This window comes from Streptomyces krungchingensis, from assembly GCF_054729265.1.
This window is the reverse complement of sequence record NZ_JBPUKY010000001.1, coordinates 1,526,031-1,549,147: the sequence shown is the minus strand read 5'-3', so window position 1 is coordinate 1,549,147 and position 23,117 is coordinate 1,526,031. Positions and strand designations below refer to the sequence as shown.

Here is a 23,117-nt window from a genome sequence, read left to right as displayed (position 1 = left end):
CTCTCTCAAGCGTCGGGTGGGGTGATGTGGTCTCAGACAGTGAGCATGCGGATCACAGCGGGGAAGGCCATCAGCAACATGACCAGCACGGCGAGCAGGGCCCCGGGTGCGGTCATCCGCTCGCTGGCCGCGTTCGCCTCCGTCGCCTGATCGGCGAGGAGTTCCGCGTTCAGCGCGGCGGTGCGGGCCCGCAGGGCCTTGTAGACGGCGGCGCCGTCCGTGGCCGATCCGCGCATGATGTCGGCGACGTCGCCTAGGACGGGCAGGTCGTACTCGGCGGCCAGTTCCGCCAACGCCTGATACGGCGGGATCTTCTCCAGCCGGGCCCGGCGCAGGGCACCCTGCAGGAACAGGAAGGGCCAGCCGCGGCCGACCTCTGCGGCCTTCTCCAGCGCCTCAGCAGGTCCGGCGTCAGCAGCCCGCTTGAGCGCGACCAGGTCCAGGTAGGCGGACAGAGCGTGCGCGAACTCCTCACGTGCCCGCTTGGCCTGGTCCCGCACCGCGAGGTCCGGGGTGATGAACAGCAGACCCGCGACGAGCAGTCCAACGGCAGCGGGCACGTAGAACGGCAGGCCCACCCCGGCGATGATCCACGGAATCGTCGCAACCACCGGGCACAGCAGCCCCAGCGCGGCGAACGCCACCTTCTTTAGCATGAACTGGCCCGGACCCTGCCCGATCAGTGCCAGGTTCTTCGCCGGGATCCGCACGCCGGGCAGACGCTCCATGCGGGCCAGCAACCACCGCCCCCACACTTCATCGCGGTCCAGGTCCGGCTCGGGCATGGTCAACGTGGCTGGCGCGCTGCGTGCGAGCGCGGCGGCCAGAGCGGGCTGGGGGCGCAGCAATTCGCGCACCAGCAGGGCCAGGCCGGCGCCCACGGTGCCGCCGCAGGCCACGACGGGAAGCAGGTTCACGGTGCGGCTCCTTCAGCAAGCCGGCCAGGGCCCACCGGGCCTGGCTCCGGCGCAGGTGCTGGGGCGGGCAGCCGGACGGTGCTGGCCGGGTCGGTGACCAGGAAGCGCGGGATGCGGCGGAAGGTGCCCAGCTGCCGCATCAGCGCCAGGACACCGACGAAGCCAGCGGTTAGAAAGGCGAGCACCAGTTGTCCGAGCAGCGTGGAGTAGGGCCGAGTGTAGGAGGGGACGAAGAACCCGGCGACAACGACACCGACAGTGATGATCGTCATCCAGCGCACCGTGGTCCGCGGCTTGGCCCGGTCGGCCTCGACAGCCCGCTTCTTGGCGACCTCCTCACGGACCGTTCCCGCCAGATCCTCCAACGCCTGCGCCAGGCCTGGCCCGCGGTCCCCCGCAGAGAGGATGAGCGCCGCGACCACCTTGTCCCCGGTGACGTCGTCGAGTTCTTCGGCGAAGGCGCGGAGTGCTTCCTGCGGCCGCCAGCCCAGGCGCAGTCGGTCGGACAGGTTGATGATCTGTCCGGCGAGTTCCTCCGGTGCCCCCTGACGGCTGGTGATCATTGCCTGTTCCAGGCCCATGCCGAGGCGGAGCAGACCGGCCAGCCGCTGCGTCCACTCGGACAAGCCCTCCAGCTGGCCGATCCGTGCCTGCGCGAGCTGCGCCGGACTGATCAGCCAGGGCACCCCGATAACGGCCGCGCCGAGCAACGCGCCGCCCACGAAGTTCCCCGAGGCCAGCCACACCGCGACGAACACGACAGCGGCCGCAACCGCCAGCGTCCGCCGGCGCAGCCGGGTGTCCTCGCTCGGCCGGCCTCCGCTGCGCCGCGCTTGCCATCGCGTGCGCAGCGGCGCCCGGCGTGGAGCCGTCGTGCCGACCGCGCCGGCCACCATACCGATCAGCCCGGCGACCAGGATCATGCCGCTGAGCAGCGCCCACAGCAGAGTCATCGGCCCGCCACCACCTTCAGCGGCAGCGGCGCAGACCAGGCGCCGTAGGGCTGCTGGAGCAGGGCGGAGTCGAAGCCGACGCGGCGCAGGTCGTCGATGCAGGCCGGGTCCATCCGCGGCACCGCGCGCAGCTCCCCGAACTCTGTGCCGGGGGAGAAGATCTCGTTCGTGGCGGGGCGTCCGTTCTCGCCGATCCCGGTCAGCTCCAGGACGTGGGAGACGTAGCGGTGGCGGCGGCCTCCGATCTGCGTCTCGTCGGTCATGTCGACGTAGACGATGAAGTCGAGCCCGTTGGCGGTCTGCCGGTAGGCGAGCGTCTCCGAGAGGTTGTCCTGGGCGAGCGCGTACAGCTCGGCGATCCGGTCGAAGACGATGCTCGGGTGCCGGGCATGGAGCGTGCACAAATTGCCGCCGGACCCGTTCGTCAACGCCTGCATCATGGCGACGACCTCGGCGCCGCGAACCTCGCCCACCACGATCCGCTCCAGCGACATCCGCAGCGCCGGGTGCATCAGGTCCAAGAGGGTGACCTCGCCGGCGCTGCGGCCGGTGACGTCCTTCTCGCCGTTGGACTCGCGGCCTATCAAGGAGACGACCTGGCGGTGGTAGCCGTTGGCGTGGGCGAACAGCTCGTCCTCGGTCTGGATGGTCGCGAACCGCGTCTCGGGATCGAACTCCTTGAGCATCGCGCGCAGCAGTGTCGTCTTCCCGGCCGCTTGCTTGCCCGCGATCATGATGTTCTTCTCCGCGCGCACGCACGCGCCGAGGAACTCCCGAAGGACCGGGTCGATCGTGCCGAGACGGACCAGGGCGTCCAGGTCTGCGTGGGAGACGCGGTGCCGGCGGATGACCGCATACGTCATAGGCCCCAGACCGGTGATCGCCTGGAGGCGGGAGCCGTCCTGCAGCGACAAGGCGAGGGTCGGGTTCGCGGTGGAAATAGTGCGCTCGTTGTGCCCCGACCCCCGGGCCAGCTCCCGCAACAGTTCCAGCAGTTCATCCTCGGAGTCGGCGATCGGACCGACCATGCGACGCTCACCGTCGCCGTAGTCGAGCCACACCTCGTTCGGACCCTGGATGATGATGTTCTCGACCCGGTCGTCGTCCAGGTAGGGCTGGAGCCGCCCCGCGCGGAAGAGCAGGTCGTAGACCGCGCGCCGTAGTGCTTCGTCCTGCTGCGGCGCCATGGCCTGAGCGTCCGACCACAGCGCGACAGCTTCGTTGATCCAGTCCAGGCAGCGCTGCTCCTCGCTGGCCCGGTCCATGTCCGGTGCGCTCTTCAGCAGTTCCTCGCGCTGCTTGGCCACTTGGGCCGCAATATGCCGGGCAACCCGGTAGTCCACCGTGACCTGCGGCGTTGGGCTGCCTAGCGCGTGCGTACTCGAGGCGCCGCCGACAGACGCCGCCCTGACCGGGCGGGGGCCGGGCGCCGGAGCCACGGTCGGGTCGTCGTGCAGAGGCCTACCGCGCACCAGGCACCTCCGCGGCGAAGGCGGCACGCGGATCGAGGCGAGACCGCCGGACGGCTGCTCGCTGCACCAGCAGAGTGGAGGCGGTCCGTGCTGCCTTCATCAGCTTCGACTTGGTGAAGTGCCGGGGCTGTTCGTCACCGTCCGACAGCACCCGGGCCTCCGACGGGGCGTGGGGCAGAGTGGCCACCACCGACGCCCGGAGCACGCGCTGCACTTCGCCTGCAGGGTAGGGGCCTTCGTCGATGATCAGCAGTCCGACGTCCCCGATCCGCTCTTGCAACTGGCGCACCCTGCCCTGTGCGGACTGCAGGCAGCGCAGGGTGTTGCGAACCACGACGATCACGGCGTCGGCCTGGTCGGCCAGGACAGCGGAAGGGCCGAACGCTCCGTGGCGTCCGAGATCGATCAGGACATCGTGACCGTGGTCGGCCTCGATGCCGCGGAACATCTTGGCCAGCACCTTCCACACCGAGCCCAGGCTCGCGGCCTGCGCGGGGTCGGTGATGCCCGGCAACAGCAGCCGGTCGGGCGCTGCCGCGTCCGTGCCGTCCTCAGGAGCCAGATTGATCAGCTGTCTCCAAAAAGCATCACCGAACTCTCCCTTGCGCGCCGCGACAGATAAGTTGTGCAGCCCGTACCGGTCGCCGAGCGTGCCCTGTAACAGGCCGTGCAGCACGGCACCGCCGTCGGGGTCACACTCGGCCAGGATCATCCGCCGGCCCGGCTCCAGCGGCCAGGCGAGCAGCAGTGCGAGCGCGCTGGTAGTCACGCCGGGGGAGCCACTGGACCCGGCCAGCGCGATCACGGCCATCAGCGGCCGTCCGGGGCGGCGAGGACCAGACGCAGAGTGCCGGACGACACCCACGCCGCGGCGGTCGGACCGTCCGTGGCCGAAGTGGCGACGTCGACGACCACCACTCCGGTGCCCGGGGCTGCGCTGGAAGCCTTCACCACCCTGCCAGGAAGCGTCTTCGGAGGGCTGCCGGACGACTTGTCCGTATCCGTCTCTCCCTGCGCAGGGACGTGCACCAGCTGGACCTTCTGGCCCGGCACCAGAGCTGTCGCCGGTATCTGCTCGGGCTTAAGCCCGATCGGCACCAACTGCTCGCCCGCCTCGACGAGACTGTCCTTCGTCACCTGCGACGGGGCCAGCAGCGAGCCGGGCCGGAGCTCCACGGCCGCCCGCTTGCCGACAACCTGGTCCACGTCGTCGGCGGTGACAGCCTTCACTGCGGGATCAAGGGCGATGGACGCCGTGCCCAGGTCCTGCTCGGTGAGGACCTGGCCCACCTGCACGTCACGGACCACAGTCACGACCTCGGTGCGGTGCCCCACCTGAAGCAGAAGGACCGCGACGCCCGCACCGCCGGCCGCGATCAGCCCCAGCGACAACGCGATCACGCCCGGACGGCGACGGCGCGCCGACACCCGGGGCGGGCTCACGGGCCCGGCCACTCCAGCCTGCTGAGGTAAGGCGCGATCGGTGACCGCTGTCGATTCCTTGGTGTTGTTCAACGTCTTGTCCTCCCCGCGGCGCTATCTGACGACCTGCAACTCGCCGATCCCCACCTGTGTCTGTGACTGCCTGGTCTCGGTGAACTGGCCCGTCACACCACCCCCGTTGACCTGCCAGTCGACAGCCCAGGTGGCGGTGGCGGTCACCCCGTACTTCCTGTCCTTCTGGGCGGCCGACGTGCGGGTGTAGGTGTGGCCGCAGGTCGGGGATTCCTCCTTGCCGTACGCGGCCGTGTACCTCGTGCCGGCTCCGCTGCAGGACACTGTCGCTCCGTCACCCATCCGCCAGACGATCTTCGTGACGTTGGCGGTAGCAGTCACCGTGACGCCTCCCGCGGTGGCTGAGGCGGTGTTCGGCCCGTATGTGGTGGGGCCTTTGTTCACCCACATCCACATGGGGATGCCTACGATGTAGGTGCCGGTCGTGCGCGGGCTGGCGATCTCGGGACCGGCGAGTTTCATCTTGGCGACGGCCTGCTGCGCGACCACGGCCGGATCGACAGGGGGCTCACCGGGTGGCGTGTCTGCGACGAACGTGCTGTTGACTGGGGCGCCGTCCGGGCCGTTCTTGCAGGTGCGCTCGTACACCGCGCCGTCCCTCGAGGACTTCCCCTCCCAGTACAGGCTTCCGGGCGGCGGTTGCGGCTCCAGCTTTTTGACGGTGCACACGGGCTTGCTGGCCTTGCCGCCTCCGGTATCGGAGGGATGCGAACCAGATCCCGGGGCGGAAGAGTCGTCGTCCGCCTCGCACACCACCCACTTGCCAGCGCTGCCGCAGCTGCCGCCGTCCCACGGGCTCGCCATGGCCTGCGCCGGGGCTATCAGCGCCCCTAAGAACGCGGTGGACAGACCCAGGCCAGCGCGAGTCAGCAGGCGCGTTGTTGAGGAACGACGTCCACGATCTTCCACTGCTTCCCCCATCTCTCTGCCTCGACCTTCGTCACGTAGCGAACGAGCCGGTCCTTCGGCATCTGTACGGGCTTGCCGGACTTGCGGTAGACGAACTTCCAGTCGGTGCTGTCCATGCAGTCCGTCAGCTTCGCGTGGGGAACCTTCTTGTCCATCTCAAGCGTGTCGACCTCGGTCTTGTGCGTGGGTGCGCCGGTGGTGACGATGCCCTTGGTCCGCAGGTCCTTCAGATCGTCCTCGGTGCCCGACAATGCGAGCGCTGCCGCGTACTTGCTGAGGTCGGTCCCTTCCGCGCCGCCCTTCGCGTACGCCTTGACCTGCTCGTCCCACATCTGGCTGTACGCCTGAAGGACGGCGGCCCGGTCGACGGACCCAGACGAGCTCGGACTCGGCGACGCCGAGCTCGATGGCGCAGCGGCCGACGGCGTGGCTGACGGCTTGGCGGTGTCGCTCGAGCCTCCGTCGCTGCTGCACGCGGACAGTGCCGTCAGACCACCGGTGATGAGTAGGGCCGTTGCGAGCTTCCAGATGCGAAGGTTGGTGCGCCCGTACGGGCGTGGTGCTCGTGTCACGTTGTCTCCCCGTGCGACGCGGTGCGAGGTGGCCGCTGCCCTGGAGGCCGGGCATGGCGGCTGGGCACCCTCCGCGGCTTGGTCGAGCTGCGGTGATGCGTTTGCGTAATCGGAAGGCTACGCATACGCCAGTCAACTTCGCAGTCGTGTATGCGAGTTCACTCGCGCATCTCGGGACGTATCCGGTCACATTCGAAACCGGAAGTCGATATGTGGTTCTAGGGCTTTTCGAGCCCGCTGCGGGCGCGGCACGTCGGACATCCGCCGACCCCGCAGCGCGCCGAGGGTCACAGTTCCGACCATGCGCGCTTCTCTCCTCCCGCGAGCGGCACCCATACGTTGGCGGTGGCGCCGTGTTCTTCGAGGTCTTCCAGCACGGCGGCTCCCAGCTGCACGTTGCGGGCGAGGTCGATGACGAGGGGGTGTTGGGCTGCCATGGCCTGCAGGTCTCGGATTCGGTTGCGCAGGGTGGGTCGCATGGCGCCGGTCAGTACGAACAGGACGCGGGGGAAGACCGGGTACCAGCGCAGCCAGCCCGGGCCGGTAGCGCGGCGCCGTCCCATGGCCGGGGGCTCGTAGGACCACAGGCGCGCGTACTCGATCAGCTTGGCGGCGAGGCGTTCGCTGCTCATGGTGGTGCGGTCGACTTCGATGAATGCCCGCAGCTTGCGGCGGTGCTCGCCGTGTTCGCCGCTGGTGAGGGTGTAGTGCATGACCGCGTCGGCGACGACCCGCTCGCCTTCGCCGATCATGTGGAACACCTCGGGGGTCCAGTCGAGGTGGCCGTGTTCGTCACCGCGGCGGCGTGCGTCGGCGACGAACGCCAGGTGGGTGCGCAGCACGGTGAGGGTGTGGGGCGTCTTGAGCGAGGCGGTGGACCCGGAGGTGATCGGATACGGGGGCCGGCCGCGCAGTGCGGGCCAGTCACGGGTCAGTCGCGCCGCCTTCGGTGTGAGGTACCAGACGCGGGTGCGGTAGGCCTGAGGTAGGACGGCGAAGTCGACCAGGCGTTCGCGGCGCAGGGTGTTGAGCTGTTGGGAGACGGACTGGCGGGTGCGGTCGGGGCGCAGCAGCACGTGGAGTTGGTGGGTGGTGGCCATGCGGTGCTGGGCGAGGGTGGCCAGCAGTTGGTGGGCGAGCGGTTCGACGGTGCTGGGCGTGAACCCGTCCGCAGGGTCGTGCTGCGGGGGCTGGGCGGTGTTCATTCGTATCCCTTTGTCAGACGGACGCGGCTTGCGGCGGGGGCGTGTTCGGTGAGGAAGGCGGTGACGCGTTCGAGCTGGCTGGTGGCGTGCTCGGTCAGGTCGGTGAGGGGGAGGGCGTTGGCGTTGGTGAGGGCGGCCCGTTGCAGGTCCGGGACCTTCGTGGGGCGGGCTTGGGCGTCGAAGAGGGTGTCCAGGTGCGGGCCGCGTATTTTCACCGGGCCGATGCGCTGGCCGCGTACGGTCATGGACATGTAGTGCGAGAAGCGCTCCATGGTCGCCACACGCTCCGGGCTCGGATTGCCTCCCCACTCGGCGGTGACCGGTTCAATCGCGGATGTCGACCCGGCGGTGGTGGCCAGCGTGGAGGCGTTCTGCATCAGCGACAGCCGGACCGGGGCGGGGAGGCGGGCGAGCAGCTGCGTCATGCCGTGGACGTGCACGCGGTACTTGCGGAAGTCCTCGAGCATGGCGGCGATGGTCTGCGGTGCCGTGCCGGTGAGGGTGATCAGTTCGTCGAAGTAGGTGCGGAACGGCAGCCGCTGGTCCTCGGGCAGGTCGCGGCGCGAACGCACCGCCCGCAAAAGGTCGCGTGCCAGCAGGGCGGTGAGGAGGCGGTCGGTGGGCCCGCCGCCGCCCGGGCACACCCACACGATCCTGCGGGAGTCCATCGCGGTGCGGATGTCGTAGACGCCGACCGGCTGGCCCAGGAACGCCCGGGTCACGGGGTTTGCGGCCAGGCGGGCCATCGGGTTGAGGACGACCGCGCAGGCATCGGGCGACAGGGTCGGGAACACGGCCCGCCACCAGGAGCGGGTCTCTTCATCGATGCCGTCCTCGGCGACGGCGAGCGCCGCCGCCCGGAAGCCCGGATCGGTGGCGAGGGCCCGCATGTGGAAGAGGGTTGCCTGGTGTTCGGGCCTGCCCGCCCGGCAGGCGGCCGCGTTGACCGCGACCAGGACGGCCAACGCGGCGGTCACGATGGTGATGGCGCGTGGCGCGGTCGCGTCGTCCCAGCCCAGCGCGGACGCGTAGGCGTCGGTGACGGCTTCGACGACCTCGTGCGGTGCCTGGCCGTGCTGCATGCCGATCGGGTTCCACGAACTTACTCGTGGGGAGGGGCCGAGGCCATTGAGGTCGACCAGCATGATCCGGTCCATCAGGTCGTCGTGGGCCAGGAATGGCATGGCGCGGGGCCAGGAGTCGCGGTGCGGGTCGACGAACATCAGCCCGCCGCCGGCGTGGGCCCAGCCGATCGCCTGCGCGAGGGCCCGCTCCGTCTTTCCACCGCCGGCCTTGCCGACGCTGACCTCGAAGAACGTCTCGTCCGCGTGGGTGGCGACCAGGCGCTGGTGGCCTTCTGGATGCCGGTAGCTGCCCTGCAGCAGCAACTGCGGGTCCCCGAGCACGAATGTCGGCAGGTCTGCGGCGAGCAGTGGCAGACGGCAGTGCATGGTCGGGGGCTTGAGCAGGCCGGTGAGCTCCCCCATACGCACCCAGTTGGGTCGTGGCGGCCGGCAGTGCCCCAGATCCCACCGCCGCTCGAAGCTGGACCGGTGCAGCCAATGGTCGGCCCCCACCCGCCACGGCCCCAGCCGCCATCCGCGCAACGCCCACCGCGAGCGGCCCCCGAACACGTCCAGTGCCGCTTGGACTTGTGCGAGCCGCGCCGTGGCGCGGACATCCTTGTCCGCCCGGCACACCACGAGCAGCTGCACCCGCACCAACTGGTCGTCTGCGTCATCGGTGAGCTTGCCCAGCGCTTCGGTCTCGTCCACCCGGCGCGGCGCCGGCGGAACCAGAAGCCGCCGTGACGAGCCCGCACCCGGCGTGCCGCCGAGCTGGTCCTGCAGGTGCGCCAGGACGGAGTCTCGCCTGTCGGTGCCCTGACGCAGCCAGCGGGAGGACCGGTGCGCGTCGACGCGGGCGGCCTGGTGTGCGGCGGCGAGCAGTTGACGGCGCCGCAGCCGCAGGGCCCACCGGGGGGCTTGCTGGATGTCGACGTGGATCTCGGCGAGGTCGCCGAGCTCGGCGTTCAGGTCGGACACGGCGTCCACGAGCGGCTGCAACGGATCCGGTTCCAGCGGCACCTCCCGCAGCGGGGCCGCAGGCCTGCCCCGCAGGACGAACTCCGCGCGCACTGTGTGCTTGCGCGGCTTGTCGGTGATCGGTTGCGCCTTGGTGGCGGTGACGTCCGGTCCGAACGGGTTGATGGACAGCAGTCGTTCACTGCCGGCCGGACCCTCGATGCGGTAGCGCAGCGGCGCCGTGCCGTCGGCCCGCAGCCGAACCTGCACCGTCCGGGCCCTGCGCGGAGCCCACCACGGTACGGCGGCCGATGCGCGGGCCAGCTGCAGACCGTGCCGGAAGATCTCTTCCATGCTCGGCTCGAAGTGCCTGGCGGCGACCAGCTCCAGCGCCATGCGCTGCGACGATGCCCGCGCCGCCAGCCGGCGCACCACCACCTCCCCGGCCACCGCCGCCACGGCGACGGCCGCCGCGAGGAAGAACAAGTGCGCGCCCAACCAGTGTGCTGTGGTGAACAGATGGGTGAGCAGGCCGACGACCGGGCCGGTTGCCAGGATGCCGGTCAGTGTTGGGGTTGCGGCGTCCATGCCGGGGCTCCCTTCTTCGTGGTGGTGCGGGTGAAGTACCAGTCGGTGATGCGGCCGTCCGTGAAGGTGCCGCCCCGGTCGGTGCCCGCCCACACCAGGTGCGCCACGGCCTGGCCGGCTGTGCCGTTGCGGCGGGCGATGACCGCCTGGACACGGAATCGGGCCGTGGCGAATGCGGGCGCGACCGCACGGTCCCGGTCCCCGTAGATGTCCGGCCAGTTGGCCCGGCCGATCCCGGTGGCGTCCGCGCGCAGCAAGGCCGTGCCCCGTTCGCGCAGCTGCTGCTCGTCGGCAGGCGACAGGTCCGCGGGCCAGGCCCGCTCCAGAGATTGCTGGATGGCCCGGTCACCGGCGATGCCCTCACCGTGGGGAGGCAGCGCCGGGGTCTTGGCCGGCTCCGTTGTCGGCCGCGCCGTCGTGGAGCTCGTGCCGGTCCTCGGGCTGACTCCGACTGAGCGGGCGGGCGGTGACGGGTGGGGCGCGGGTGTGGCGGACACAACCGCAGACCGGTTCGGTGAGGCGCCGGGATGATCCGGCCCGTCCGGAGGTGTCGACAGGACGAACACGCCGGTCGCCGCCAGGAGAACGGCGGTGATCAGGAGCAGACGGGGCGAGGTCATAGCAGGCGGGCCCCTCCCGCGTAGCCGGGCACGGCGTCGACGGCGCCCTGGCGTACCACCGTTCCCGGGCGGGCAGCGTTGATCATCTGACCGCCGCCCAGGTAGATGCCGACGTGGTAGATCGTCGAATCGCGGCCGGGAGCGTAGGCGTAGAAGACGAGGTCGCCGGCTTTGAGCGCACTGGTGCCCGCACTCGCGGGGATCCGCCGCCCGACTGCGGCCTGCCCGGCCGCGGTTCGGGGGAGGCGGATCCCGGCCCGGGCATAGGCGTACGTGGTGAGCCCGGAGCAGTCGAAGCCCTTGATGGCGGCGCCGCTCTTGCCACTGGGGGAGCAGCAGATCCCGTACGACGGCCCGTTCGCGTTGCCGCCGCCCCACGAATAAGGGATGCCGCGCTGGGACAGCGCCGCCTCGAGGAGGGTCTTGGTCTTCCTGGACACGTTGCCCAGGTCCGGGGTTGTGGCGGCCGCCCCGTACTGGTCGATCCAGCCCAGCACGTTGTCCACGTAGGCGCTTGAGTGGTTGTACTGCCAGATCGCGGCTTTCAGCTGGGAGCGCTGGGCCAGGTCGCGGCCTCTGCCGCACAGGTAGAGGGCGGCGCCGAGTGCGGCATCGTCGGCGTTGTGCGGATCCGCTGTCGTGTCGCCGTTCGCGTCCTTGCCGATCGAGTCCCAGGTGGAGGGCAGGAACTGGAACGGGCCGACGGCTCGTTCGCCGTGCGCGGTGCCGTCCCACTTCCCGCCGTCGGTGTCGGGGAAGGCGGTCGTGTTGCCACCGGCGCCGGAGCCGTTGAGGAGGACTCCGTAGATCTTCGGGCGGATGTCGCCGCCCGCGGCGATGCTGCGGCCCACAGCATGGTTGGACTCGACCTTCGCTATCCCGGCGAGGACCGGCCAGCGCATGCCCCGGCACTTCGGCGCATGCTGGTCCACCTGCTGGACGGCCTTCTTGTAGGCGGTGAGCATGCGCGGCGGAATGTCGGCCGCGCTGCCGCCCTCGGCGATCCCGCCGCCGTCGGCGGCCATCTGCAGGGCCGTGACCGCGCCGATCGCACCCGACAGCGGCGCGGTGCAGCACACGGCCGCGCACAGCAGCAACGCGACCACGCACACCCAGCGCCTGATGCGGCGCCTGTGAGGGGTCCTCACTCGCCCTCCCCCTGGCCTTCGTCGCCTGGACCGCCCCGGCGCTGCTGCTCCCGCTGCTGGCGCAGTCGTTCGGCTTCGGGCGCGGTGCGCCGCATCAGCTCCCGCATCCGCTCCCGCGCCTCGTTGCGTGCCTGGGCGCCCGTGCGTCCGACGCCGGGGAGCTGAGTCCCGTCCGGCTGCCGCCGCACGCGCTGTTCGGGATGCGTCGGTGAACTGCCTGGTGCCGTCGGTCGGACACGGCGGGCCACCGTGGAGCGGTCGGGTGTTCCCGGCGTCGCAGTGGACGGGGCAGGAGCTGTCGGCAGTCGGCGGCTGCCGGCGAAGGGCGGTTGGGCGCCACGGTCGTCGGTGTCCTCGCGCATGGTGCGTTGGACGCGGCGACCGGCGGCGCTCCAGGCGCGGCCGTCCTCGCGCAGGGTGTTGCCCCACACCCGCACCTGCTGGCGGACGTCGTGCGAGTAGCGTGATCCGCCCGCTTCGGCCCGGCGGATGTTCGCGGGCAGCCCGACTGTTGCCCCGTAGGCGACCCGGCCGCCGCGGTGCAGGATGCGGTACCCGCGGAAGCGGACCAGCCGGTTGTGGGCCCGCGTGGACAGCAGGGTGCGATCGCCGGTCTGGTCGTGCAGCACCTGGCCGGTGGTGCGGTCCACGACCTGGCCGGTCTCGGTGCGATACCGCTCGGAAGGGCCTTGGGGCCTGCGCGGTCCTGGACCGGGTGACCTGCTGCCGTCCGACCGGCCGCCCGTGGGCGGGTCGCCGTCGGCGGTGGGCTTACGCCACTTGGCCAGCTGCACCCTGTCCGGGCGGCGGCCGATCAGCAGCCAATGCGTGCCCTTTGCGCCCACCCTCACCCCCAGGCCGCCCACGGCGGCCGCCGCGCTGAGGGGCGCGAGACCGCGTCCAGCCTCGGCGGTGGCATCGCTGAGGATCCGGCCCGGGGCCACCGGCATCCCCGCGCCGTCGACGAGCGAGGACAGCGCACCCATGAGCCGGTGACGGGTGCCGAGCATGGCAAACCGGCCGCCCCGACCGCCCACCAGGGTGCGCAGACCGCCGCCGAATCCGCCCATCGCTGCGGGCGAGTTCATGGCGAGCGCGGCGCCGAGCTCGCTGGTGTCGCCGGGCATGTGCGTGCCACCGACCTTGGCGTAGCGCATGCGTATCGCCATGCGCCGACCGAACGACGTGATACCGGTCAGCAGGCGGCGGTGACCGGCCGCACCGACGATGGCCAGCACATCGATCAGCAGGATCCGCTCCACCATCAGGTCGGGGCCGTCGGTGATGGTGGCGTCGACGGCGATCCCGAAGAACGGCACGAACGCGCACACGCCGACCAGAGCGAGGATGCCGACGCCCCACAAGGACAGCCACTTCCACACGCTCTGACGCGGCGGCCCGGGCAGCATGCCGGCGACGAACGTGACACCTCCGGCGGCCGCAGCCGCCGCGCACGCGGCCTGCGTGCCCAGCATCACGATCGCGGAAGACAGGAGCATGCCGCAGACGAACAGCGCGGCGACCAGGAGCAGAGCGGCGCCGCCCACCCGCCACCACGTCGGCTTCTCGGCGTAGGCGGCGCAGGATCTGCCGACCGGGCCGGCCTTCTTCAGATCGGCGAGGAAAGCGGCGAACTCCTGATCCTCTTCGCTGACCACGGGAGAAGCGCTGTCGAGGAGCTGCCCACCGGGGGTGAAGTCGGGCAGCGCATCACCGGCGGACTGTCCAGCGTGCTCGCGATGGCACCACTTCTTCGCCGGGCCCTTGAGGAGCCCACACGGATCGTCCTTGTCATCCTTGACCGCACCGGCCTTGTAACCGCCGGTGATCCACTTCAGATGGACGGCGTAGGCCTTGCTGTCGGACGCCTTCGCCGGATCGAGGATCCGCCCGTACTGCAGCAACATGTACGGCTTGACGATCAGCGCGTTCGTGACCGAATCCTGAATCGGACGCGCCACCTCCGCGGCCGACACCGGGCCCTCGCCCTCACGCTCCAGGCACACGAGCTCCGCGTTACCGGCCTGACCGTCACACGGGCCGCGGCCGGCGAGCTTCCCACCCCAGCCGTAGGAGTTCACGGACCGCTGCGCGACCTCGGCGCCCACCTGCTGCCCCTGCCCCAGCGGCCCGTCCTCGGCGAGCAGGTAATCAGGCCGCACGAACGTCGACGCTGCGAACGCCGCGATCAGCAGCGTCAGAAAGATCTCGCCCAGACCCCGCCCGACCCGGCCGCGCACGATCATGAAGGCGGCGAACACGAACGCCCACGCCAGCACCAGGCCCTTGAGACCGAGCGTGTCGACGACCACGCCGTTGTAGGCATCGGCGACCCTCTGCGCGGGACGGGTCAGAATCTTCAGCAGCGGGAACCGGAAGGCCAGCTCGATCGCCCACCCGGCCAGCCCGACCAGCAGCCGGATCAAGGTGAACAGGCCGGACAGGGCGAAGGCCGAGGCCTGGGACTTGAACGCGACGATCGATCCGCCCGAAGCGTTCAGCTCGTACCCGTTGATCGGCACCCCCTCGGAAGAGGTGATGTCCAACGGGGCCAGCAGATCTCCCGTCTCGCTGCTGCTGGTGCTCGCCGCGTAGACGACCTGGCTGTTCACGACGACGAACACACAGGTGAGCAGCAAAACGAAGCCGACGCAGCGAAGAGTGCCGCAGTCTGGACGCCACATGTCAGCGCCGCCCCCGACCCGCGCCCGCCGTAGTGTCCGTCGCCGGTGCGGAGCCATGTCGCCCAGGGGTCGTGGTGATGGACGCCGTGATGCGTTCGATGCGGGGAATGATCGTCTTTACCCGGCCCGTGTTCTGTCGGGGGCAGGTGAGCAGGAACTCGCCCTCGCGCCCCTTCTGGCCGACGGGCGACAGCCCGGTGGTGACCAGCCGCAGCAGTCCCGCATCGTCCGGGTCGAGGCCGACGAACTCCAGGCCTCGGCGGGCACTTTCGCAGTCGGCGGTGCGAGCGAGACAGCGATAGGCCATCAGGCCGCGGTCCGGGCCCAGCTCCTTCGCGTCGTGAGAGCCGGCAAGCAGGCCGGCGCCGTGCTTGCGGCCGTCGTGGAGGATCTCATGGACCAGGGCGGTGCCCTCCGCCGACGAGGTCAGCCAGTACAACTCGTCCAGCACCACGGCGGTGAACCGCTCAGGGTCCGCGAACGCGGTCTGCCGGGCAATCGCCGCGATCAGGTAGAGCACCGCGCGGCCGATCAGGGCCTCCAGCGGCTGCTGGTGCAGCACTTCGGGCTGTTCGAACGCTGCCTTCGGCGGGAGCGTCAGCCCCGCCGTCGTGATGACGATCATGTCGGAGGCGCTGGACGCATCGAGCCGCACGGGCGGCAGTTGAGGATCGAACACCATCGCCGCCAGCGAGTTCGAGGCCACCACCCGGATGAGGCCGGCCAATGTGGCGGCCGCATCCTGCCGCCTTCCCGCCTCGCTCGCGGTCATCTCCTCGAGGACCTCCAAGACACGGTGCATGGAGGGGGCCTCGCTCGCGGCCGCCTGCTCCACAGCGTGATGCAGGACTTCCCCGTTGGTGCTCATCGCACCGACCCCGAGCTGCAGGGTGAGATAGGACAGCGCATAGTGGCGTCCCTCGGGGCCTTGGAACATGCGCAGCGGATCGATGGACACCTCGGCTTGCGCGGCGTCGATGATCTGGACGCGGCCCTTGGCTGCACTGCGCGCGAAGGTCGCCCATTCACGCACGGGGGTGCGGTCGATGCAGATCGCGCAGCCGCCGCGCGCCCACACCGCCTCCGCGATCAGCTTCTGCATCACACTCTTGCCCGCGCCGAGATCCCCGACGATGCCCATGGACGCGGACGCGTCGACCTTGGGCGCATCCGCCACGTTGATCATCACGGGGCGGGTGGTGCCGGAATCCAGGTCGATGCCGAGGAACATGCCGCCCGGGTCACCGACCTCCGTGACGCTCAAGGCGCCACCCAGCGCCCAGTCCTCGCTGACCTGATGCTGGGTGAACTCCCGCACCACGCCTGGCCGCACCGTTCCGGGCAGCCCGAGAGCGAAGAGAACCTCCTGCAGGCCGGCGGGACGGACAGCGCGGTAATCGGCGCCGCCGAGCAGCGCCGTCAGGGCGCGGGCCCGGGCGTCGCAGACGGAGGCGGTCGGCCCCCACACAGTGAGCACAGTCACGGACTGCACCTCGACCTCGACCGACGTGCGCGACAGGCGGGCGTCCAGCTCGCCCAGGTCCCGGGCGGCCTCCGTGAGCGAGGCGGGCATGCCGGTGGGACGTGCGTCGTACTGGTCGGCCTGGTCGATGAGTTCGCTCTTCTTGCGCCGCACCTGGTCGCGGGCTCTCTCCGCGGGAACGAGGGTGAGGTCAACGGTGTAGTCGACGGGAAATTCGAGAAGATCCAGCTGTGCGAACAGATCGGCCGCTTCCTGGCTGACCGCGGGCGGGCATTCGGCCAGCGCCAACTGCGCCTGGTATCCGGTGCCAGCCTCGGACTCCACCTGGAGCCAGCGCCGCCGCAGCGGGGATCCGCTGTTCAGCCGCCACCAGGCGCTACGCCCCGAGCGGGTGACCTGCCCCATGCCATTCAGGTCGCTGACGCCGTCGACAGCCGGATCGACGCCGCCCTCCTGCAGCCGCACCTGTCCCAGATCGGCGTAGCTGGGCGAGCACAGCACCCCGTTGCGGACCTGACCGCCGTACATCGAACTGGTCTCCGCCTCGGTGAGCAGCGGTTCACTAAGACCGCGATGCACGGCGTGCTGAAGCATCCACACGATCTCTGCGGGGCGGGCCGGGCGATACGCGATGCCGCCGGCCAGCGCGGCCTCCACCCGCAAGGCCTGCTCCTGGTAAGCGTTCACCTCACGCCGCCCCACCGGGGCGGGCCGTACCCCCAGCGCCGGAGAGAGCTCCGCCCACACCGACCCCACCGACGCCGCCACGCGCAGGCCGGCCGTCTCGGAGATGATCGGCACGGCCAGCCACAGAGTGCGGCGGTGCATTTCCTGCTCGTCCAGCAGAGCCAGGGCGGCTTCGACGTTCTCCACCCACGGGTGCGGGCCCTCGCCCCCCATGGTGTCGGCGGGTTCGATGCCCTCGATCATCCGCAAGGCGACCTCGCCCGCATCGACCTGGGCGCACAGCCCGAACAGGCGCGGCGCTCCGGACAGCGAGCGCACCATATGCGTGATCTTCGACAGCTGTTCGTCACGGACCGCGCCCGACACGTAGGTGCCCTGGACGCTCTCCTCACGATGGCCCTGGCCATCGGGCCCCGGGTGCAACCGGTAGACGGCCCACACGCTGCCCTGCGTTGACCAGACCAGGTGCCCGGCGATGTGACGGATCGGCACTCTCACCGCGCACCCCCAGCCTGTTCGGCGAGCGCGAGCAGCTGCTGCACCCCAGAGGCCGGTCCGGCGGGTGGAGCAGGAAGGGACGGTGCTGTTGCACGGCGAGGCCGGGCGGACTGCCGCCGCGTGCAGGGCGAAGGCGTGCGCGCAGCACGGGGTGCGGGTGCTTCCTCGATGGTGAAGCCGCCGAGGAAAGGGCGGGCAGCTCGGTCCCGGACAGCGCGGCCGCCGAGCCGGCCGCCGGACGGCTGCCACGCCAGAAGCAGCCACCCCAGTGCCGCCTGCATCGGTGCGCGGCCGCGGACCGTCGGGCGGCGCACCGCCCAGATCGCCAGCATCCACGCCACGACCGGCACTGGACCCATCCACGACCACACCGCGATCGTTTTGAACAGGACGAAGCCGCCGCCGACCGCGACCGCGATCTGCGCGGGCGTGTACGGCCCGAGAGGGATCCTCCAGTCGGCTACCTTGCCCAGCACCCACGGGTGGCGACGGGCGGAGGTGTAGAAGCGGCCCGACCGTCCGGTAGCCGCGCCGGCGCTCACAGCCGAGCCTCCGTGCCTGCGGCCCGCCCACCATGTGTCTGCCCGGGACCCGGTATGGACGGTGCGCCCTGGTACGGGTTGTTCACCTCGTCCTCGAAGATCTTCGCGAGGTCGTTGCGGGAGTTGTACAGGCCCAGGGCGACCACCAGGGCCAGCAAGGCGGCGATGCCGGCCTTGATACTGAACCGCTGGATCATGACGACGACCACGATGCAGACCAGCCCGGCCTGCAGGCCCTTGTCCGCCCACTCCTTGAACATGGTGATCCAACTGTCACCGAGGTCGTTGAGCTGCCCGGCGAGCATCAGATCGTGGACCGGTGTCATGACTGGCCCCCGTCCTGGACAGTCCCGGACTCCACTGCAGTGACCTCCCACCGGCCCGACCGGGCGGTGAGCGTGAGCTCGTAGGCCAGCGGCCACCGGCCGTCCTCGTCGCGGGCCTCGACCTGGGCGAGGACATGCACCGCCATACCGTCGGCAGCCACCGTGTCAGCGGCTGCTTCCTCCTCGACCGCCTGCACCTGCTGCACCGTCGCCCTCGCATAGGGTGCGGGTGTCACCGCTGGCAGCGTCACGCCGGGCGCGAGATAGCGGTTCACCTCTCCCGCCCCGGTCAGGTATGCGGACAGGAACTCGCCCACCGCGGACGACAGCTCCCCCTCAGGGACGATCACCCGGTACGGCGACGCCGGCACATCAGCGCGCCCCGGCCCAGCCACCACACCGGGGGCGCCGGTCACTGTGAACGAGCCGCCGGACCGGCCGACCGCCACGGGCACGACGTAGGTGCGCAGTCGGCCATCGGCGTACTGCGCAGCCACCGTGACCGACCACGCACCCCCCTTGCGCTGAACACTGCGCACCGCGGTCACAGATTCCGGAGGCGATTGCGCACCCTCGGCGAGGTCAGGCAGCTCGACATCGGGCGCCATCGACTGCGCAAGCCGCGCCTGCGCACTCGTGGCGTCCTTCGCGCTGCTGCGCAACCAAGCACCGAGGAACAGTTGCGCATACCCGGCCGGGTCGGCGTGCTGCGCAGCAGTGCGCACTGGGGCCGGCTTCGGAGCGGCGGCCTGGACCGTGGTCGGAGCAGACGTGACGGCGATGCACAGGGCAATCGGGCCGGCCGCGATCGCGGTCATGACTGCAAGCCGCGAAAGCCGCACGCGGCGCCGCATCCTCTCCAGCGCGATACCCACGGCCACAGGGCCGGACACCGTGCTCTCGGATGCCAGATGGTCAGGAGACATGCTCAAACTCCCAGGTCAGAAAGACTGTCGATGACCTAGAGCAAACCCACTGACCCCGACCGGACCACCGACCACCAGACCCCGACCACGGTCACGATGAGGACACAAACCACGTGGTCGGCCCGACCACAGACCCGACCACGGGCGGCGTTGCTCGAGAAAGACTGCTGGGCAGTGCTCAACAAGCGCTGATGGATTCCAACGGCGGAAGATCGCAGTGCCGCGGCGTACTGCGCAAAGGTGTCGGAGACACTGCGCATCGGAGACTCCACGGTGCGTACCAGTTGCGCACTCCCTCGTGCCGTGCGCAATCGGTCTGCGTAATGCGACGCGTTGCACCCTGCGCACCTGTGGTCGGCCCGACCACACGCCCGACCATGGCAGCTGGCAGCCAATACGTCGCCTCGGCCACGGTCGTGGTCGTGCTGGCCGGATCACCCCGCGTTGGCGGGGAACGCGCCATCAGTTGGTGGGCGGTGATGGCGGCCTGCGGAGCACCCCCGCGTCGGCGGGGAGGACTGTCGGTGGTCTTCGAAAAGTGGACCAGTCTCCGACTTTGAGAATTGACCCCGTTCCAGGGTCTGGCTCGTTGAGTCAGGCCGGGAGGATGGGTGATCGACGTGGAGGACTGGGCGGAGATCCGCCGGTTGCACCGGGCTGAGCAGATGCCGATCCGGGCGATCGCGAGGCATCTGGGCATCTCACGGAACACGGTGCGGCGGGCCTTGAACAGCGAGGCGGCGCCGAAGTATCAGCGGGAGCCGAGGGGGTCGATCGTGGACGCGGTCGAGCCGCAGATCAGAGAGCTGCTGCAGCGGTTCCCGGAGATGCCCGCGACGGTGATCGCGGAACGGATCGGCTGGAGCCGTTCCTATGCCGTCGTCCGGCGGCGGGTGCGTGAGCTGCGACCGGTCTATCGGGCCGCGGATCCGGTCTCGCGCACTGGTTATGAGCCGGGTGAACTCGCCCAGTGCGACTTGTGGTTCCCACCTGCGGAGATCCCGCTCGGCTTCGGGCAGACGGCGAGCCCGCCGGTGCTGGTGATCGTGGCGGGCTACTCGCGCTGGATCATGGCAAGGATGCTGCCCACCCGGTCGGCGGCCGACCTGATCGCCGGGCACTGGCGGCTACTGACCGGGCTCGGGGCAGTGCCCAGGGCTCTGGTCTGGGACAACGAGGGCGCCGTCGGATCCTGGCGGGGTGGACGGCCCCAACTCACCGAGGACTTCGCGGCGTTCGCCGGTCTGCTGGGCATCCGGATCATCCAGTGCCGCCCCGGCGACCCGGAGGCAAAGGGCCTGGTCGAGCGGGCCAACGGCTATCTGGAGACCTCGTTCCTGCCCGGCCGGGTGTTCGCCTCGCCCACCGATTTCAACATTCAGCTGGCCGACTGGCTGGCCAAGGCCAACCGGCGCATCCACCGCACCCTGCAGGCCCGCCCGGCAGACCGGATCGACGCCGACACCGCCCGCATGCTGCCCATCCCGCCTGTCGATCCCCCCGGCTGGTGGCGCTCCAGCCTGCGACTTCCGCGCGACCACTACGTCCGCCTGGACACCAACGACTACTCCATCCACCCGCTCGCCATCGGCCGCCGCATCGAGGTCAAGGCCGACCTGGACCAGGTTCTCGCCTTCTGCGAGGGCATGGAGGTGGCCCGGCATGCCCGCTGCTGGGCCCGCCACCAGTCGCTGACCGACCCGGCCCACGCGGCTGCCGCGGCGGCCAGCCGGACGGCAGCCCGGCAGAGGTTCGTGCCACCGGACGAACTCGAGTTCGAACAGCGGCCGTTGGAGACCTACGACCGCATCTTCGGCGTCATCGACGGCGGTCTCAGCAACGGTGAGGGAGTCGCGTGATGGCCCCGACGAGCAAGACCGGCAAGGTGGCCGGCAGTGGCCGCGACGTCGCCTCCGAACTGATCTATCTGACCAAGGCGTTGAAGGCTCCGGCGCTGCGGGATGCGGCCGGCCGGCTGGCCGAGCGGGCCCGCGCGGAGGAGTGGAGCCACGAGGAGTATCTGGCCGCCTGCCTGCAGCGGGAGGTCGCCGCCCGGGACAGTCACGGCGCCGAGGGCCGGATCCGGGCCGCCCGTTTCCCCTCGCGGAAGTCGATCGAGGACTTCGACTTCGACCACCAGCGGTCGATCAAACGGGAGACCCTCTCCCACCTGGGAACCCTCGACTTCGTCGCGGGCAAGGAGAACGTCATCTTCCTGGGGCCGCCCGGGACCGGGAAGACCCATTTGGCCACCGGCCTGGGCATTCGGGCCTGCCAGGCCGGCCACCGGGTCGCGTTCGCCACCGCCGCCCAGTGGGTCACCCGCCTCGCCGAGGCCCACCAAGCCGGTCGCCTGGGTGACGAACTCACACGGCTCAGCCGGATCCCGCTGATCGTGGTCGACGAGGTCGGCTACATCCCCTTCGAACCCGAGGCCGCGAACCTGTTCTTCCAGTTCATCTCGGGCCGCTACGAACATGCCTCCGTGATCGTGACCAGCAACAAGCCCTTCGGACGCTGGGGCGAGGTCTTCGGCGACGACACCGTCGCCGCCGCGATGATCGACCGCCTCGTCCACCACGCGGAAGTCATCTCCCTCAAGGGCGACAGCTACCGCATGCGCGGCCGCGACCTCGGCCGGATTCCACCCGCCAACGCAGGGGAATGAACAACATCAACTGACCGACCGGGGGTCCATCTTCGGAGTCGAGCACCGGGTCAGCTTTCGAAGTTCACCGACAGAGGACAAGCCGACGTGGTGGCGGGTGGGCGGCGCCGGCGGATCACCCCCGCGTCGGCGGGGAGAACTGCAGGCCACCCCAGACGGCCGTGAAGACCGGCGGATCACCCCCGCGTCGGCGGGGAGAACGATCAGATACAGCACCGCGCGACCGATCAACGCGGATCACCCCCGCGTCGGCGGGGAGAACTACCTGGTCAAGAACTGGGATGCGGTCTCCAGCTTCGACTCACCCCCGCATCGGCGGGGACCCGCCACCACCCCCTCGGGAAGGCGGAGTTGGGCGGATCCCCACGCGTCGGCGGGGAGGACCTCTACTCGTCCATGAGGCGCCCTGCGTCCCGCGGATCATCCCCGCGTCGGCGGGTAGGACGAGCGCTGCGTGGCTCGTGACCTGGGTCCGGTCGGATCACCCCCGCGTCGGCGGGGAGGACATCACCACGCCGTGCATGGCGGTGTTGGCGAACGGATCATCCCCGCGTCGGCGTGGAGGACGCCGGCACCACTTGCCCCGACGGCTCGGTGTGCGGATCACCCCCGCGACGGCGGGGAGGACGGACGCAAGACCGCGGACGTGCTCAAGGCCGGCGGATCACCCCCGCGACGGCGGGGAGGACGAGCGGTACCTCCGCGCCGTGACCACCGGCACCGAATCACCCCCGCGACGGCGGGGAGGACTTCCTTGGCATGGGCCTCGTTGCCCTCCTCGGCGGATCACCCCCGCGTCGGCGGGGAGGACCGGGTGACAGTCCAGTGGTCATAGCCACGGAACGGATCACCCCCGCGTCGGCGGGGAGGACCGTCATGGGCCAAGGGGGCGTGTCCTGATGGCCGGATCACCCCCGCGTCGGCGGGGAGGACACGTCCGACGGCGAGGACAAGACCTACACGACCGGATCACCCCCGCGTCGGCGGGGAGGACACCAACAACGCGCACACCCTGGACCCGGAGCGCGGATCACCCCCGCGTCGGCGGGGAGGACTACCCGGCCATGTTCCACATGTAGACCGGCGTCGGATCACCCCCGCGTCGGCGGGGAGGACCATGGTCTGCCACTGGCTGGGCGTGAGGACCGCGGATCACCCCCGCGTCGGCGGGGAGGACATCAGCGTGCTCGGCGACTTGATGCCGAGCGCCGGATCACCCCCGCGTCGGCGGGGAGGACTCGGTGGGCGTCCAGCCGTCCACCACGATTTCCGGATCACCCCCGCGTCGGCGGGGAGGACCGTTCGTGGATCTCCCGTCCGGCTCTGCTCCACGGATCACCCCCGCGTCGGCGGGGAGGACTTGTCGGGTACTAGGAAACC

Annotated in this window: 18 protein-coding genes and 1 CRISPR repeat array (1 of these 19 only partly in view); of the genes, 2 read left to right on the top strand and 16 right to left on the bottom strand. The window is 70.4% G+C overall.

The annotated features are described in order from the left end of the window. Window positions 1-32: 32 nt before the first annotated feature. The 16 genes from ACSYGO_RS07050 to ACSYGO_RS06975 form a co-directional block, all read right to left on the bottom strand. Window positions 33-917 (bottom strand): type II secretion system F family protein, encoded by an 885-nt coding sequence (locus tag ACSYGO_RS07050; protein ID WP_460386160.1) that lies wholly within the window; start codon window positions 915-917, stop codon window positions 33-35. Continuing rightward, on the bottom strand, window positions 914-1,870 hold the full coding sequence (locus ACSYGO_RS07045; protein ID WP_460386158.1) for a type II secretion system F family protein: 957 nt from the start codon (window positions 1,868-1,870) through the stop codon (window positions 914-916). Before ACSYGO_RS07045 ends, ACSYGO_RS07050 begins: the two co-directional genes overlap by 4 nt. Continuing rightward, window positions 1,867-3,342 (bottom strand): CpaF family protein, encoded by a 1,476-nt coding sequence (locus ACSYGO_RS07040; RefSeq protein ID WP_460386157.1) that lies wholly within the window; start codon window positions 3,340-3,342, stop codon window positions 1,867-1,869. Before ACSYGO_RS07040 ends, ACSYGO_RS07045 begins: the two co-directional genes overlap by 4 nt. Beyond that, window positions 3,332-4,153, bottom strand: coding sequence for a hypothetical protein (locus ACSYGO_RS07035; protein WP_460386156.1), 822 nt, complete (start codon window positions 4,151-4,153; stop codon window positions 3,332-3,334). The genes ACSYGO_RS07040 and ACSYGO_RS07035 overlap by 11 nt, the downstream gene beginning before the upstream one ends. Next, on the bottom strand, window positions 4,153-4,785 hold the full coding sequence (locus tag ACSYGO_RS07030) for an SAF domain-containing protein (RefSeq protein WP_460386155.1): 633 nt from the start codon (window positions 4,783-4,785) through the stop codon (window positions 4,153-4,155). Before ACSYGO_RS07030 ends, ACSYGO_RS07035 begins: the two co-directional genes overlap by 1 nt. 93 nt (window positions 4,786-4,878) lie before the next feature. Beyond that, on the bottom strand, window positions 4,879-5,445 hold the full coding sequence (locus tag ACSYGO_RS07025; RefSeq protein ID WP_460386154.1) for an ATP/GTP-binding protein: 567 nt from the start codon (window positions 5,443-5,445) through the stop codon (window positions 4,879-4,881). A 278-nt stretch (window positions 5,446-5,723) separates the two neighbouring features. Further along, window positions 5,724-6,098, bottom strand: a complete 375-nt coding sequence (locus ACSYGO_RS07020; RefSeq protein ID WP_460386153.1) for a hypothetical protein — start codon at window positions 6,096-6,098, stop codon at window positions 5,724-5,726. 527 nt (window positions 6,099-6,625) lie between these two features. Further along, window positions 6,626-7,543, bottom strand: a complete 918-nt coding sequence (locus tag ACSYGO_RS07015) for a replication-relaxation family protein (protein ID WP_460386152.1) — start codon at window positions 7,541-7,543, stop codon at window positions 6,626-6,628. After that, the gene (locus ACSYGO_RS07010; RefSeq protein ID WP_460386151.1) at window positions 7,540-10,155 is read right to left on the bottom strand and encodes an ATP/GTP-binding protein; all 2,616 of its coding nucleotides are present in this window, start codon (window positions 10,153-10,155) and stop codon (window positions 7,540-7,542) included. Before ACSYGO_RS07010 ends, ACSYGO_RS07015 begins: the two co-directional genes overlap by 4 nt. Then, on the bottom strand, window positions 10,131-10,775 hold the full coding sequence (locus ACSYGO_RS07005) for a hypothetical protein (RefSeq protein WP_460386150.1): 645 nt from the start codon (window positions 10,773-10,775) through the stop codon (window positions 10,131-10,133). The genes ACSYGO_RS07010 and ACSYGO_RS07005 overlap by 25 nt, the downstream gene beginning before the upstream one ends. Further along, window positions 10,772-11,923 carry a C40 family peptidase gene (locus tag ACSYGO_RS07000; protein ID WP_460386148.1) on the bottom strand — a complete coding sequence of 384 codons (1,152 nt, stop codon included), beginning with the start codon at window positions 11,921-11,923 and terminating at the stop codon, window positions 10,772-10,774. The genes ACSYGO_RS07005 and ACSYGO_RS07000 overlap by 4 nt, the downstream gene beginning before the upstream one ends. Beyond that, the gene (locus ACSYGO_RS06995; protein ID WP_460386147.1) at window positions 11,920-14,607 is read right to left on the bottom strand and encodes a hypothetical protein; all 2,688 of its coding nucleotides are present in this window, start codon (window positions 14,605-14,607) and stop codon (window positions 11,920-11,922) included. Before ACSYGO_RS06995 ends, ACSYGO_RS07000 begins: the two co-directional genes overlap by 4 nt. Window position 14,608: 1 nt before the next feature. Further along, window positions 14,609-17,275, bottom strand: a complete 2,667-nt coding sequence (locus ACSYGO_RS06990; RefSeq protein WP_460386146.1) for an ATP-binding protein — start codon at window positions 17,273-17,275, stop codon at window positions 14,609-14,611. Then, window positions 17,272-17,817 carry a hypothetical protein gene (locus tag ACSYGO_RS06985; RefSeq protein WP_460386145.1) on the bottom strand — a complete coding sequence of 182 codons (546 nt, stop codon included), beginning with the start codon at window positions 17,815-17,817 and terminating at the stop codon, window positions 17,272-17,274. The genes ACSYGO_RS06990 and ACSYGO_RS06985 overlap by 4 nt, the downstream gene beginning before the upstream one ends. Beyond that, window positions 17,814-18,143 carry a hypothetical protein gene (locus ACSYGO_RS06980; RefSeq protein ID WP_460386144.1) on the bottom strand — a complete coding sequence of 110 codons (330 nt, stop codon included), beginning with the start codon at window positions 18,141-18,143 and terminating at the stop codon, window positions 17,814-17,816. The genes ACSYGO_RS06985 and ACSYGO_RS06980 overlap by 4 nt, the downstream gene beginning before the upstream one ends. Continuing rightward, window positions 18,140-19,069, bottom strand: coding sequence for a conjugal transfer protein (locus ACSYGO_RS06975; RefSeq protein ID WP_460386143.1), 930 nt, complete (start codon window positions 19,067-19,069; stop codon window positions 18,140-18,142). The genes ACSYGO_RS06980 and ACSYGO_RS06975 overlap by 4 nt, the downstream gene beginning before the upstream one ends. Window positions 19,070-19,680: 611 nt before the next feature. Between ACSYGO_RS06975 and istA the strand changes: the two genes are divergently transcribed. Continuing rightward, window positions 19,681-20,928, top strand: a complete 1,248-nt coding sequence (istA, locus tag ACSYGO_RS06970) for an IS21 family transposase (protein WP_460386142.1) — start codon at window positions 19,681-19,683, stop codon at window positions 20,926-20,928. Further along, entirely contained in the window at window positions 20,928-21,737 is an 810-nt protein-coding gene (gene istB, locus ACSYGO_RS06965; protein ID WP_460386141.1) for an IS21-like element helper ATPase IstB, read from the top strand. The genes istA and istB overlap by 1 nt, the downstream gene beginning before the upstream one ends. 415 nt (window positions 21,738-22,152) lie before the next feature. Beyond that, a CRISPR array of direct repeats spans window positions 22,153-23,117; the repeat unit is 29 nt; unit sequence CGGATCACCCCCGCGTCGGCGGGGAGGAC; it runs 833 nt beyond the window's last position.